Origin of the sequence: Pedobacter polysacchareus (genome assembly GCF_019802255.1) — a bacterium.
GTDB lineage: Bacteria > Bacteroidota > Bacteroidia > Sphingobacteriales > Sphingobacteriaceae > Pedobacter > Pedobacter polysacchareus.
Window position 1 is genome coordinate 78,604 of record NZ_JAHYSS010000010.1, and the last position, 14,299, is coordinate 92,902.

10 protein-coding genes are annotated in these 14,299 nt (G+C 43.4%); 6 read left to right on the forward strand and 4 right to left on the reverse strand.

What is annotated here, in order from left to right; translation table 11 throughout:
- Positions 1-6: 6 nt before the first annotated feature.
- Positions 7-1,032, reverse strand: coding sequence for a LacI family DNA-binding transcriptional regulator (locus K7X70_RS23735; RefSeq protein ID WP_222539402.1), 1,026 nt, complete (start codon positions 1,030-1,032; stop codon positions 7-9).
- Between the two features lie 119 nt (positions 1,033-1,151).
- Between K7X70_RS23735 and K7X70_RS23740 the strand changes: the two genes are divergently transcribed.
- The 5 genes from K7X70_RS23740 to K7X70_RS23760 all read left to right on the forward strand — a co-directional run bounded on the left by K7X70_RS23740 (position 1,152) and on the right by K7X70_RS23760 (position 8,052).
- Positions 1,152-2,630, forward strand: coding sequence for a xylulokinase (locus tag K7X70_RS23740; RefSeq protein ID WP_222539403.1), 1,479 nt, complete (start codon positions 1,152-1,154; stop codon positions 2,628-2,630).
- A 65-nt stretch (positions 2,631-2,695) separates the two neighbouring features.
- Entirely contained in the window at positions 2,696-4,027 is a 1,332-nt protein-coding gene (gene xylA, locus K7X70_RS23745) for a xylose isomerase (protein WP_222539404.1), read from the forward strand.
- 20 nt (positions 4,028-4,047) lie between these two features.
- Complete coding sequence (locus K7X70_RS23750) at positions 4,048-5,736, forward strand: sodium/sugar symporter (protein ID WP_222539405.1); 1,689 nt, start codon at positions 4,048-4,050, stop codon at positions 5,734-5,736.
- 392 nt (positions 5,737-6,128) lie between these two features.
- Complete coding sequence (locus K7X70_RS23755; RefSeq protein ID WP_222539406.1) at positions 6,129-6,950, forward strand: hypothetical protein; 822 nt, start codon at positions 6,129-6,131, stop codon at positions 6,948-6,950.
- Between the two features lie 40 nt (positions 6,951-6,990).
- On the forward strand, positions 6,991-8,052 hold the full coding sequence (locus tag K7X70_RS23760) for a PCMD domain-containing protein (RefSeq protein WP_222539407.1): 1,062 nt from the start codon (positions 6,991-6,993) through the stop codon (positions 8,050-8,052).
- On the opposite strand, the gene K7X70_RS23765 is transcribed toward K7X70_RS23760, so the two are convergent.
- From K7X70_RS23765 to K7X70_RS23775, 3 genes are all read right to left on the reverse strand, one after another.
- The gene (locus K7X70_RS23765) at positions 8,053-9,948 is read right to left on the reverse strand and encodes a gamma-glutamyltransferase family protein (protein ID WP_255607621.1); all 1,896 of its coding nucleotides are present in this window, start codon (positions 9,946-9,948) and stop codon (positions 8,053-8,055) included.
- A gap of 82 nt (positions 9,949-10,030) precedes the next feature.
- The gene (locus K7X70_RS23770) at positions 10,031-11,293 is read right to left on the reverse strand and encodes an MFS transporter (RefSeq protein WP_222539408.1); all 1,263 of its coding nucleotides are present in this window, start codon (positions 11,291-11,293) and stop codon (positions 10,031-10,033) included.
- Positions 11,294-11,459: 166 nt separating this feature from the next.
- Positions 11,460-12,407: a DUF6515 family protein gene (locus K7X70_RS23775; protein WP_222539409.1), complete on the reverse strand. Its 948-nt coding sequence runs from the start codon at positions 12,405-12,407 to the stop codon at positions 11,460-11,462.
- A 137-nt stretch (positions 12,408-12,544) separates the two neighbouring features.
- On the opposite strand from K7X70_RS23775, the gene K7X70_RS23780 reads away from it, so the two are divergent.
- Positions 12,545-14,287, forward strand: a complete 1,743-nt coding sequence (locus K7X70_RS23780; RefSeq protein WP_222539410.1) for an ABC transporter ATP-binding protein — start codon at positions 12,545-12,547, stop codon at positions 14,285-14,287.
- The last annotated feature ends 12 nt before the right edge of the window (positions 14,288-14,299 follow it).

Sequence of the window (14,299 nt, forward strand, 5' to 3'; positions counted from 1 at the left end):
TTACAGTTAAACCCGCTGACTAGACTTTCTAACAATCAGCTTTGGCCTGATATTGACCGTCTTTTTGATCACCATTCCTGAATTTACCAGCTCCTGAAAATGAAGATTTCCTATCGTTTTCCCCATTTCTATGCTAAACTGGTCGATAGTGGTAATTGATGGGCTGGTAATCTCTGTAAAAGGCTCATTGGAATACCCACAGATGCCCAGCTCTTCCGGAATGCGGATTCCCTTTCCTGTAGCTGCTTCTAGCACTCCTAAAGCGGCAAAATCGGAAGTAGATGCGAATATCGCATCTGGTGGACTGGCCATTTCGAGTAATTCAGCAGTAGCCTGAGCACCAAGCTCTTTTGTCCAGGCATTGGCATACATCAGTTCTTCCAGTATCGGGAAGCCACCGGCTTTCAATGCCGCGATATAGCCTTCCTTTCTTTCCCTGAAAATATGGAGCTCCTGCGGGCCTTCCAATAAGGCAATCCTGCGGTAGCCTTGCTCAATCAGGTGGGTTACCGCATCGTAAGAAGCCTTGTAATTGTCGTTCAGCACTTTAAATGTTTCCAGGTCTTCCACTACACGGTCAAACTGAATCAACTGAATGTTACGGTCTAAAACCTGCTGCAAATGGTCTGAACTGCCTGTCTCTGCAGCTATAGAAATCACAATCCCACTTACATTCTGATTGATCAGGGTGTTCACTACCTCTACTTCACGCTCATGAGATTCGTTAGACTGGCAAATGACAAGGTTATAACCTTTGTTAAAAGTGACTTCTTCTAAGCCAGCAATAATGTTGGAAAAGAAATATTGGTTGATGCGGGGAACCACCACGCCAATCGTGGGATTACTGCCTTTCCGCAGGTTGGAAGCCATCGCATTTTGCTGATAATTCATCTCAGCAGCGGTTTTAAGCACTAATGCTTTCGTCTCCGCATTAATTTTATCACTATTGCTCAGCGCTCTGGACACGGAAGAGGCCGCTAAATTGAGCTTTTCAGCAATATCGTATATCGTTGTTCTTTTCTGGCGCTTCATAATTAAAGTAAAAATACAAAAATATTTTAGGCAATCGATTGCAATTATAAAACTTTCTCCTAAATTCGTTTCCTGATAACCAAATATTCATCCTATAAAATCCATTAGAACAACACGATATGTTATTACTGGGAATAGACATTGGCACTTCTTCCATAAAGGTGGCCATCGTAGACGCGCAAACGCAAAAAACCATTGCAACCGCGCAATATCCGGAGGAAGAAGCAACCATCCATGCTCCCCATCCCGGATGGGCAGAACAGGATCCGCAGCTCTGGTGGGCGCATACCCAACAGGCTTTTGAGATTTGTAAAAAGAAAGCGAACTTCCAGCCAATGGACATTTCTGCAATAGGAATAGCCTATCAGATGCATGGTTTGGTGCTGGTAGACAAAAATCAGCAACTGCTTAGAAATAGTATTATCTGGTGTGACAGCAGAGCCGTAGCCCTTGGAAACGAGGCTTACGACGAGTTAGGGCATGATTACTGCCTAAGTCACCTGCTCAACTCCCCTGGCAATTTCACCGCTTCCAAACTAGCCTGGGTGAAACAAAACGAACCGGAATGTTATGCTAAAATCGACAAAGTGATGCTGCCGGGTGATTTTATTGCGATGAAACTCTGTTCCAGCATTACCACCAGTATCTCTGCGCTTTCTGAGGGCGTTTTCTGGGATTTCCAATCGGATACCCTATCTGAAGCCTTGATGGACCATTATGGATTTGATCGCAGCCTGATTCCTGAAATCAAGCCAGTATTCTCAGAACATGGACAGGTAAGTGCCTCATCCGCAAGTCTGCTGGGTATAAAAGCAGGGATTCCAGTGAGTTATAAATCAGGAGATCAACCCAATAATGCCCTTTCCTTGAATGTATTGGAACCCGGAGAAGTAGCCGCCACCGCAGGTACTTCAGGGGTGATCTATGGGGTCAGCGAGCAATTGGCCTACGATCCGCAATCCAGGGTAAACACCTTTGCCCATGTCAATTATACCGAAGAAAAGAAAAGACTGGGCATCCTGCTCTGCATCAACGGAACTGGAAGTATGAACCGCTGGGCAAAAAGCCTGCTCGCACCAGGAATCGCTTATCATGACCTCAATGCCGCAGCCCAAAAGATTGCCATTGGTGCCGATGGACTGCGCATATTGCCCTTTGGAAATGGCGCTGAAAGGATGCTCAACAACAGAATAGTAGGTGCTCATCTCCAGAATGTCGACTTTAACCTCCATACTACCCCTCATATTTTCAGGGCGGTACAGGAAGGAATTGCTTTTGCTTTCCGTTATGGACTCGACATTATGCGCAGTAATGGCCTTCAACCAAAGGTGATCAGGGCAGGAAAAGCCAACCTGTTTTTGAGCGAACTCTTCCTCGAAGCTTTCGTGAACAGCACGGGAGTTCCAATAGAACTTTATGAGAATGACGGCAGTGTAGGTGCCGCTTTAGGAGCAGGTATTGGGGCCGGAACCTACCCTGATGCTGCCGCAGCTTTCAGCAACATCAAACCATTGCAGCTGGTAGAACCAGATTCAAATCTACGTTATGAACCTGTGTATCAGGACTGGCTTCAAAACCTATCAGATAAGATTAAGTAAAATACATTAAACAACTATCTATCAATACCATATAAATATAATTTAAACCAAAATACATAACCACAATGACAACAGTAACGACAGGAGAAAAGGAATTTTTTAAAGGAATCGGACAAGTAAAATTCGAAGGATTAGACTCAGATAACCCCTTGGCATTTCGCTGGTATGACGAAAATAGAATCATTGCAGGTAAGACAATGAAAGATCATCTGCGCTTTGCCTGCGCCTACTGGCATTCCTTTGTAGCGACAGGTGGAGATCCCTTTGGCGAACCTACGATCATCCATCCATGGAATGAAAAGTCTGATGCCGTAGCACGTGCTAAAGATAAGATGGATGCCGCTTTTGAGTTCATTACCAAAATGAACCTGCCCTATTATTGCTTCCACGATGTGGACCTGGTAGACTATACCAACGACATCATTGAAAATGAAAGACGTTTACAAGCCGTTGTAGATTATGCAAAGCAAAAACAAGCTGCAAGCGGCGTTAAACTGCTTTGGGGAACAGCCAACCTTTTCTCTCACCGCAGGTATATGAATGGCGCTGCCACCAATCCTGATTTTCATGTACTGGCACATGGCGCAGCACAGGTGAAATCCGCTTTAGATGCGACGATAGCACTTGGTGGTGAGAATTATGTATTCTGGGGAGGTCGTGAAGGCTATATGAGTTTGCTGAACACGAATATGAAACGAGAACAGGAACACCTCGCTAAATTCCTGCATTCGGCAAAAGATTACGCCAGAACACAAGGCTTTAAAGGCACATTCTTCATTGAACCTAAACCTTGTGAACCCTCTAAACATCAGTATGATTATGATTCAGCCACGGTAAGTAATTTCCTTCGCCAATATGGTTTACTGGAAGACTTTAAACTGAATATTGAAGTGAATCATGCCACACTTGCTGGTCATACTTTTCAGCATGAGTTACAAGTGGCTGCAGATGCCGGATTATTGGGCTCTATGGATGCCAACAGAGGTGATTATCAGAATGGCTGGGATACCGACCAATTTCCAAACAACATTAATGAGCTGACGGAAGCGATGCTGATCGTACTGGAAGCCAATGGACTGCAAGGTGGAGGAATCAACTTTGATGCGAAGATCAGAAGAAATTCAACCGATCCTGCAGACTTGTTTTATGCTCATATTGGTGGCATGGATACTTTTGCCAGGGCATTAGTAACTGCGGATCAGGTGCTTCAGCATTCAGATTATAAAAAAATCAGAACCGAGCGCTATGCTTCATTTGATCAGGGTGCCGGAAAAGATTTTGAGGAAGGTAAACTGAACCTGGAAGCACTGCGCAATTACGCGGTAGAAAAAGGAGAACCGAAAGCGATTAGCGGTCAGCAGGAATTATTAGAAAACATCATTAACAGATTCATTTAAAAGTAAATAACCGCATTTATATGAACTCATTGAGTACGTACGACTATGTCGTTTTCCTCGTCTATTTTCTGATTGTCGCTATGTATGGATGGTCGGTTTATAAGAAAAAACAAGCCCATAAAGAGAACTCCAAAGATTTCTTTCTTGCGAAAGATTCGCTGACCTGGTGGGCAATTGGAGCCTCTCTCATCGCTTCAAATATCTCAGCCGAGCAATTTATCGGCATGAGCGGTTCAGGCTTCACTATGGGGCTTGCAATCGCCACCTACGAATGGATGGCTGCCGCAACCCTCATCATTGTTGCCATCTTTTTCATTCCGGTGTATCTGAAAAACAAAATTTACACCATGCCACAATTTCTTGGGCAACGGTACAACAGTACAGTAGCCATGATAATGGCGGTATTCTGGCTGTTATTGTACGTGGTCGTAAACCTGACCTCTATCCTTTATCTTGGTGCATTGGCCATCAACAGCATTTCAGGCATCAATACCACCGCCTGCATGTATGTGCTCGCTGTATTTGCCATCATCATCACCCTTGGTGGAATGAAGGTAATCGGCTACACGGATGTGATCCAGGTGTTCTTTTTAATTCTCGGCGGACTAGCGACTACCTATCTCGCCCTGGAATTAGTAGCCACCCATTTTGGCAGTTCTGGTGTATTAAACGGACTGGCGATGGTGAAAGAAAAGGCAAGCGATCATTTTCACATGATTTTCAAACAGGAGAACCCGCATTACATGGACCTTCCAGGTTTAACAGTACTGATTGGCGGAATGTGGATTGTCAACCTGAACTATTGGGGATGCAACCAGTATATCACGCAAAGGGCGCTGGGTGCTGATTTGAAAACTGCGAGATCTGGTTTGCTATTTGCCGCTTTCCTGAAACTGCTGATGCCGATTATTGTGGTATTGCCAGGGATAGCCGCTTATGTCTTATATAAAGAAGGCTATGGCGATTTCAAGACTGCAATGATGAAAAACGGTGAACTGAATGCAGATTCTGCTTATCCTGTCTTGCTAAACCTGCTTCCCGCCGGACTAAAAGGACTTTCATTTGCCGCTTTAACCGCAGCAATTGTAGCTTCTCTTGCTGGAAAAGCAAATAGTATTGCCACTATTTTTACTCTGGACATCTACAAAAAAGTGATCAGAAAAGATGCAAATGAGCATAAACAAGTGGTGGTTGGAAGAATCACTGTAATTGTGGCCATGTTATTGGCTATTGTGATCGCTCCGCAGCTTGGCATTGACAAAAAAGGAGGTTTCCAATTCATTCAGGAATACACCGGATTTGTTTCTCCAGGTATTTTTGCCATGTTCCTGCTTGGTTTCTTCTGGAAAAGAACGACTTCCAATGCGGCTTTATTCGCTACAATTGGCGGCTTCTTACTTTCTGTAGGTTTTAAAGCCCTGCCAAACTTTTGTAATCTGGAAGCATTGAGCAAATTCGGATTCTCTAAACTGGCTGTACAAAAAGATGGCAGTATGATCTATGAAGTTCCTTTCCTGGACAGAATGGGCTTTGTTTTCATCATTTGCGTAGCAGCGATGGTCATCATCAGTTTATTTGAAAACAGAAAAGGTGTCAATCCTAAAGGATTAGATGTGGATCGTGGAATGTTTAAGACCAATGCTGGTTTTGCCGCAGGTGCCTTAATCATTATTGGGATCATTATTGCGCTTTACAGTATTTTCTGGTAGCTATTCAAAATCCTTAAAGGGGGGTACTGCTATAGGGTTTTCTATAGCAGTACCCCCCTTTTTTAGGAAAGGATAAAAATTACCGGTTAGTGGTCGGGTAGTGTTCGGGAAGAGATCGGCCTTATTATAGAGTCCGGAAGGGATTCGGTTAGGGTCTGCGTAGGGTTATCTTAGTCTGTGCTACCCAAACCCTAACCGAACCCCTTCCTCCATCTAAGAAAAATCAGGTATCTTCCCGACCACAATTAAACGGCTTTCCTTCCTCAAAATTGGTTCGACGCTCGGCTTGGCATTTGTCCAAGTTACCATCCAAACTAGACAGAAAACAGATCTTAGCCTAAATCATTCTTTTCTTTTCCAAAATTATCCTTATTTTGAAATAAATCATCTGAATGAATACACGATCTACTTTGAAACCATTTTCAAGCTTACAACGCCTAAAATCTACTGTCTGTCCATTAAAACTAAGACCAGTTGCTGTGGTTTTAGTTTTCTTTTTATGCTGCAGCAGTTCAGCACTGTTTGCTCAGGATCAGCAATCCATCAAGGCTGGTGAAAAACCATTGGTTTCAAAGGAAGAGCAATCAGAAGGACTCGTGATTGAAAAAGGGTTGAAATTTTCTATACTCACCTTTTCATTGAGCAGTAGGAATGCGGTAAATGACAACAATTTTTTCGTCAATTATCTGAATCAAAAGAAAAGCAGCTGGACGGTACGTGCCGATGGAGGATATATTTTAAAAAAGAACCTGGGCGCTGGTTTGGGACTGTCCTACGGTCAATCAAAAGAAAACAACCTGATTAAAGCTGCTGATGGCGCTTTAACCAGCAACCGAAGCTTTTCTAATAATTACGGGGTCAGACCATTTATCAAAAACTTCATTCCACTGGATCGTAAGAACAGGTTTTACATTGTGAATCAGACAGAAATACAGCTGTTATTTGACCGTTCCATTAAGGAAAGCACGGTCAATGAAATTTTAACCAGAACTTATACCTCAAAAGATACTTATGGTGTTGGACTAAGGCCGGGATTAATGATCTTTATTGTGAAAAACTTCGCATTTGAGACTACGGTCGACATTTTTGGGATCAATACTTCAGTAGAGACAGGGCGTACCACTGGACAGCCGGATACGAGGGTAACTACGACTGACATGAACTTTAAAATCAACATTCTAAAAATCGGGTTTGGCTTTTCTACTTATTTCTAATTGTTAATTCCTGCTTTTTAAATTATTTACTTATTCAAACATGCTAAATTATAGATCTTTTCTTTTTGTATTTACCGGGGCCTTACTCTTTTCTTCAGGCTGCGTTAAAGAAACATATTTTGGAAAATCAGCGTTTAAGAAAATCCTTTATTTTACGGTTTCCAATGAAACAGGAAGCACTTCCATCAATCAGGACAGCTTAATCATCCGGTTAAATGTAGATGCGAACGCTGACCTGACGAAGTTATTTCCGGATTCAGTACAACTTTCCACCTATGCACAGCTGAGCCCTGGTGTTCGTGTTTCTCAAGATTTTAGCAAGCCAGTACCTTATACGGTAACTGCAGAAGACGGCAGTCAGGCAGTATATACTGTGATTGTAAACAAGCAGTCTGCAAATCCGCAGATCAGCAATTCCAATTTCAACGATTGGTATACACCATCTGGAAAAAACTATAAACAACCTGGTTTGGATTCCAGCACAGAATGGGCCACGGGAAACGATGGTGTAGCGAGTCTTTCTACTGCTAATACCACACCTATTGAAATTGCTTCAGGAGACCTTGCCGCTCAAATGGTGACTAAAGATCTGGGGATCCTTGCCCAGCTTACCGGTCAGCGAATGGGCGCAGGAACCTTATTTACCGGCACATTTAAGCTGGATATCGGCAACCCGCTAAATTCTGCAAAATTTGGGATCGCTTATACTTCCAGACCGAAAAGCTTTACTATAAGCTATAAATATCAGGCAGGAACGCCTTATAAAAACGGATCTGGTCAGACCCTGAATAAATTAGACAGCTGCGATATTTACCTGTTACTGGAAAACAGAAACGGAACATTGGTTAAAAGAGCCGCTACTGCCTGGTTCAGGTCTGGGGAAATGGTGAACGACTTTAAAAAGATCACCATTCCCTTGGTTTATGGCAGATTGCCGGCAGGCAGCCCATCTTATCAGCTTCCTCCAAATGGCTTGTTTGCGGCCGAAAATGATCCGATCACACACATCAGCATCGTGTTTTCTTCCAGTGCGGCTGGGGCGACTTATGAAGGAGGTGTAAATAGTACGCTGGTGGTCAATGATCTGGTGCTGAATTATTAATTACCAGCCAATTCCGTAATCTTCCCCATGGTTACTGGATCCTCCCCAAAGGCTGCCATGTTTCCAATCAAAATAAATGGCGTTGATCGGGCCACTGGTTCGGTCTCCGAAACTCATGATATACCCCATTTTCTGAAGGGCTTCTCTTGTTGCAGGTGTGGTATTGGTATTGAGTAAAATCTGTCCCGGTTTGGGCATGCGGTCTTCCGTTTTTGTCCCTCCTAAGGAAAGCCATAATTGATTGGTATTGAAATTCGCTGCTTCAGCGGCTTGCTGTACGTTCATTCCAAACTCCGCTACATTTAAGAAAAACTGCAGCAGGTTCTGATCTTGCGTATCTCCACCCTGTACCGCAGAAGCCAGAAATGGTTTTCCATCTTTTAGTGCCAATGATGGAGATAACGTGACTCTTGGTCTTTTACCGGGTGCTACAACATTAAATGGGTTCAGCCCGCTGTCTAACACAAAACTTTGCATCCGCTGGCTCATGCCAATCCCTGTTTCTCCTGCAATACAGGCTGGCAGCCATCCACCGCTTGGCGTAACTGAGACTACCCAGCCTTCTTTATCTGCGGCTTCAATAGAAGTAGTTCCTAAATGCAGTCTTTCCTGATATAGCTCATCCGAAGAAGTATTGCGCTTACCAAGGTCATGTTTCGGCGCAAAATTCCTTCGTGTGGTGTCCATTTCATACCCTCTTTTTTGCAAAAGGTCTAAGTAAGGATTGGTTTTACCTTCAAAAGGATATGGATTCCCAGGCCCGATGTTCGGGTTGTTTTTGTCGTATTGAATCAGTTTAGCCCTTGATTTTGCATAATCCTTATTGAGCAGGCCTTTAATTGGTCCTTTAGGTAAGGTCGCGGGATCTCCGTAATAAAAATCACGGTCGGCGAAAGAGAGGTTCATGGCCTGATACAGGGTGTGAATGTATTTGGGACTGTTATAGCCCATACTTTTCAGGTCAAAATTCTCTAAAATATTAAGCGCCTGCAGCATTACCGGTCCTTGCGTCCATTGCTGCAATTTGTACACATCTATGCCTTTATACTTTACCTGAAGTGGCTCTTCTTCCAATGGTTTCCAGTTTGCAAGGTCTTCCATGGTGATCAATCCACCTTGTTCCTGAGCGCCACGCACAAATTCTTTCGCGATATCCCCTTTATAGAAACGGTCGTAGGCAGCCATCAGGGCTTGTTTCCTGTTTTTTCCTTGTTTTAAGGCTTTACTTTCGGCTTCCACCATTTTCGTTAATGTGGCCAGCAAGTCTTTTTGCACGAAGATCTCCCCTGCTTCAGGAGCTTCTCTTTTCTCTCCTGGATGCGTTAGGAATACCTTTTTACTATATGGCCATTTGTTGATGTGTTCCTTTCCTCTTTCGATGCTATTTGCTGCCTGCGCTTCAATTGGGTAACCGGCAGCCATTTCCATGGCCGGCGCCAGCACTTCCTTTAAGCTGAGCTTGCCATAATTGACTAACATATAAATTAAGCCACCAGGGGTTCCTGGTGTTGTTGCCGCTAAGGGGCCATATTCAGGGGGGAAATTATACCCTTTACTCTTAAAAAACTCTACGGTGGCCCCTGTAGGAGCCACGCCCATCGCATTAATTGCCATTACTTTTTTCGTATTGGGATTGTAGATGAGGACTTGCGTTTCGCCTCCCCAGCTGAGCGTATCCCACATGGTGCAGGTGGCGGCCAGCATCGCGCAAGCTGCGTCAACTGCATTTCCTCCTTTTTGAAAAGTCATAGCGCCAGCTGTTGCCGCTAAAGGCTTACCTGTGATTGCCATCCAGTTACGGCCATGCAATACTGGTTTTTGAGTCTGCTGGGCAGCTACTGGTACAATAGCCGCTGCAGAAATGCAGAGTACAGAAAATAAGTGTTTCATATCCATGTGATCAGGTTTTAAAATTACCTATTTTAAAAAGCTACTCAAAGGAGAATATTGAGATAGGTGTCACAATGTAGCTACCAGCCTATACAGCGGCTGCGTTTGCATCACGAGCAATTTCTTGCTGGTCTTGTAGTTTTCTTTCTTTTGCCTTTCTCAGAAAGCGGAAAAGCAACAAGCCAATGCCAAAGGCGATAAAGCCTTGTATCATTACCGTATCGGGAGTTCCGATCATTTGAGAAAGATAACCGATCAGCAAGCCACCTAAAGGCTGCATGCCAAAGAATGCCATGGCATAAAAACTAATCACTCTACCTCGCATCGTCGGATCTACGGTGGTTTGAATGAGCGTATTGCTAATGGTGATCTGCGACATCATTCCAAAACCAGAGATGGCGGCAAACACCAGGGCAATTGGATAATAATTGGTATGGGAGAATAAAATCAGTCCGGCGCCAAAAACGAGTGTACTTGCGGCCAGGATTTTCCTTAAGTTTCTTCCGGGTTTTAAGGAAGCCAGGAAGATTGCTCCTGTAAATGCTCCCAGCCCAATCACACTGTCAATCACCCCAAATGTGGAGGCCGTTCCTTTAAAAATATCTTTTGCATAAACCGGAATCAATGTGCTAAAGGGCAGTACCAGTAGACTCATGAGCGCAAGCATGACCAGCACTAATGAAATGGAAGGCGTTCTTTTGATATATTGAAAACCTTCTTTTAGTTCTCCAAACACGTTTTTTGTGGAAGGTGTAACAACGAATTTCGGCAATTTCATCATCAATAGAGAACCGATCACGGCAATGAAACTGATGGCATTCAATCCAAAACAAATATCTTCCCCGAACTTCTCGAGCGCCAGTCCGGCGATACCGGGACCAATCAATCTGGAAAGGTTCACCATAGAGGAGTTTAAAGCCAGGGCATTGGGCAAATCTGCTTTATCGTCAACCATTTCATAGACTAATGACTGCCTGGCTGGTACATCAAAAGCATTGATTAAGCCCAGTAATGCACTCAAAGCAATGATCTCCCAAACAGAATAATCTTTAAAAAAGATGAGTAAAGTCAGGAGTACCGCCTGGATCATAGAGGCAAGCTGCGTGACGAGCAACAGCTTATACCTGTTGTAGCGATCGGCAGCGACGCCGCCAATAAAAGAAAAGATAAAAGAGGGAAACAGACTGGCGAAAAGCGTTAGTCCTAACATAAAATTAGAATGCGTTTTCTCGTAAATCACCCAGCTTACGGCTGTCTTCTGCATCCATGTTCCAATAAGAGATACGGACTGTCCAGTAAAATACAATCTATAATTACGGCTTTTAAAAGCGTTAAAGGTGCTAATATTCATAATCTAGGAGCAGCCGGCGGATCGGAAATGGTCTAATCGGACAAGGCTAAAATCTGTACAGAAATTGAGCCAAAAAAGAAAACCCTCTGATGGTTCAGAAGGTTTTCAAATTTTATCAGGAAAACGTTACATTGTTTTTCATTTACAATGCAGGCCATTATTAATTTTATTGTTTATCAAGATCAACAGGCTCATTGTCTAATCCGATCACTTTATAGCTGACATTGTTGCCATCTATCAGTTTTTCATAATAAACACCATCAGGACTTACATAGTAAGTTGCTCCCTTAATCAGTATTTCTCTGGAATCCTGAGGTAATTGTGTTACTATATCTCCAATCTGAGGCATAGGGTTTACATAAACCTCTTTTCCATCTGTATTCAATACACCATCTTTACCGGCAACCACAAATACCTGTTTTCCATCTGCATTTTGAGTAGATGAATAGTAAACACCTTTACTTTCGTAATAGGTTTGTCCATTAATCACCACTTCTTTTGCATCGTTTGGAAGTGTAGGGACTTCTGCACCTACCGGAGGAACTACCACCTTATACTCCTTGTCGTATTGTTTATAAAACAAGCCATCAGAGAAATAAAAGCGGTCAGAACCATAATAAAATGGGTAATAACCGAATGGTAAAATATTGATACTTAGACCAAGATAAGGCCTGTAATAGTTGTAATAACTGTAGTGAGGTCTGTAGTATGGTCTGTAATGAGGCCTGTAGTTCGGACGATAATTAGGGCGGTAATTCGGTCTGTATACACTTCCTGGACGGTAACCAGGTCTATACGGCCTGTCACCAATTGACGGTCTGTTACCAGCCGAAGGTCTATCCATAGATGGTCTGTTACTTCCTGAAGGCCTATCCATGGATGGTCTGTTACCTCCTGAAGGTCTATCCATAGATGGCCTGTTACCACCTGAAGGCCTGCTCATAGAAGGTCTGCTGCCACCATTCGAAGGACGGCTAACTGATGGTCTGGCTGCACCGCCTCCACCACCTGATGGCCTCTCGCCTCTTTGGGCAAGAACATCAGTTGTAGTGATTCCGCTTGTTAATAAAACGGTTCCTGCAATGACGAACGATTTAAACCATGAACTTTTCATATATTTTCAATTTTTAGTAGTATGACCAAATAATCATGAAAAGGATTATTCTATATGCAAAGATATTATAAAGCTGACCTAGAGATGATAAAACTGCATTATTTTTAGTATTTTGATGAAACCTGAATCTTTTACCTATGCCGATCCTCTGGAAATATTTTAAACAACAAAAATGGTGGGTGCTCCTGGCACTTTTCCTGGCAGCAATAGCGCAATTGCTTAGCCTGACTGACCCGATTATCTTCGGAAAAATCATAGATGAATATGCAACCAATCCTGGCAATAAAACTCAATCTGAGCTAGTCAATGGTGTATTGTACTGGCTAAGTATCGCGATCGCTGTAGCTATAGCGGCAAGAATCGCAAAGGCTTTTCAGGAATACTATACACGATTGGCGGTACAGCAGTTTGGCATGCAGATTTTCAACGATGGCATCCGCCAAACTTTGCGCCTCTCCTTTCAGGAATTTGAGGAAAGTCATAGTGGAGAAACGCTTTCCATCCTTCAGAAAGTAAAAACAGATACGGAGCGCTTTGTGAATTCCTTCATCAATATTCTCTTTTCGTCTGTGGTGGGAATGGGTTTTCTCGTATGGTATTCCATTACCAAGAACTGGATGCTGGTTCCCGTCTTCCTCATCGGAATACTGGTACTAGGTTCTCTTACCGGCTTGTTAAGTAAGAAAATCAAAATGGTACAGCGTTCTATCAATAGAGAAACCAATAAAATGGCCGGGGTGATTACCGAGTCTCTCCGGAATATAGAGCTGGTTAAAAGCCTTGGACTCACCTTCCCGGAAATCCGCAGGTTAAAAATCCAGACGCAGAAGATCTACGACCTGGAAATGACGAAGACCAGGCGGGTAAGGACCCTTTCTTTTTTACAAGGAACCACGCTGAATGTGCTCAAGCAATCTATTCTATTCATTTTGCTCTGGTTGATTTTCCGCAATAAACTGAGTACAGGCGAACTGATCACCATGCAATTTATCTCTACCTCTATCTTTGGCCCCTTACAAGATCTTGGAAACATCATCCTCAGCTATCGGGAGGTGGAAGCTTCGGTACATAGTTTTGATCAATTGATGCATAAGCCGGTGGAGCGCAAGCCGGATTCTCCAAAACAAACTGGCCCACTGCAGAACCTTTCTTTTGATCAGGTCGTATTTCGTCATAAAACAGCGCAGACCAATGCCATTGATGATATCTCTTTTCATGTCAATACTGGAGAAACGATCGCTTTTGTAGGGCCTTCTGGTTCCGGAAAATCAACCCTGGTGAAACTACTGGTTGGTTTATACAGACCGGTTTCAGGTTCGATCTTATTCAACGGCATCCCTTCCACGGAGATCCGGTATAATGAACTCCGCCGACAAATCGGCTTTGTAACTCAGGACACTCAGCTTTTCGCAGGCACCATAAAAGAAAACCTGTTATTTGTTAAAGGAGATGCCACAGAAGAAGAACTGCTGCTGGCGCTGGATAAAGCTTCCTGCACTAACCTACTCGCAAAATCTGAGAAAGGAATGGATACCTTATTAGGAGAAGGCGGACTAAAACTTTCCGGAGGTGAAAAACAAAGGATTTCCATTGCAAGAGCACTCCTGAGAAACCCGAGACTACTTATTTTTGATGAAGCAACATCCGCATTGGATTCCTTAACTGAAGAAGAAATTACCTCTACCATCCGCGACCTGTCTATGAGCCGGGAACGGATCACAGTAGTGATTGCCCACCGATTGTCGACCATTATGCATGCTGATGTGATCTACGTTTTAGAAAAAGGTAAGATCTCCGAAGCGGGTTCCCATGCAGAACTGCTGGAACAAAAAGGACTATATTATGCCATGTGGCGACAACAAGTTGGGGAAAGAAAGTGATATTTTTATATT

Excerpts from the sequence above, each read along its gene's own strand:
- K7X70_RS23735 (WP_222539402.1), bottom strand. The coding sequence starts at position 1,032 with ATGAAGCGCCAGAAAAGAACAACGATATACGATATTGCTGAAAAGCTC.
- K7X70_RS23740 (WP_222539403.1), top strand. The coding sequence starts at position 1,152 with ATGTTATTACTGGGAATAGACATTGGCACTTCTTCCATAAAGGTGGCC.
- xylA (WP_222539404.1), top strand. The coding sequence starts at position 2,696 with ATGACAACAGTAACGACAGGAGAAAAGGAATTTTTTAAAGGAATCGGA.
- K7X70_RS23750 (WP_222539405.1), top strand. The coding sequence starts at position 4,048 with ATGAACTCATTGAGTACGTACGACTATGTCGTTTTCCTCGTCTATTTT.
- K7X70_RS23755 (WP_222539406.1), top strand. The coding sequence starts at position 6,129 with ATGAATACACGATCTACTTTGAAACCATTTTCAAGCTTACAACGCCTA.
- K7X70_RS23760 (WP_222539407.1), top strand. The coding sequence starts at position 6,991 with ATGCTAAATTATAGATCTTTTCTTTTTGTATTTACCGGGGCCTTACTC.
- K7X70_RS23765 (WP_255607621.1), bottom strand. The coding sequence starts at position 9,948 with ATGGATATGAAACACTTATTTTCTGTACTCTGCATTTCTGCAGCGGCT.
- K7X70_RS23770 (WP_222539408.1), bottom strand. The coding sequence starts at position 11,293 with ATGAATATTAGCACCTTTAACGCTTTTAAAAGCCGTAATTATAGATTG.
- K7X70_RS23775 (WP_222539409.1), bottom strand. The coding sequence starts at position 12,407 with ATGAAAAGTTCATGGTTTAAATCGTTCGTCATTGCAGGAACCGTTTTA.
- K7X70_RS23780 (WP_222539410.1), top strand. The coding sequence starts at position 12,545 with ATGCCGATCCTCTGGAAATATTTTAAACAACAAAAATGGTGGGTGCTC.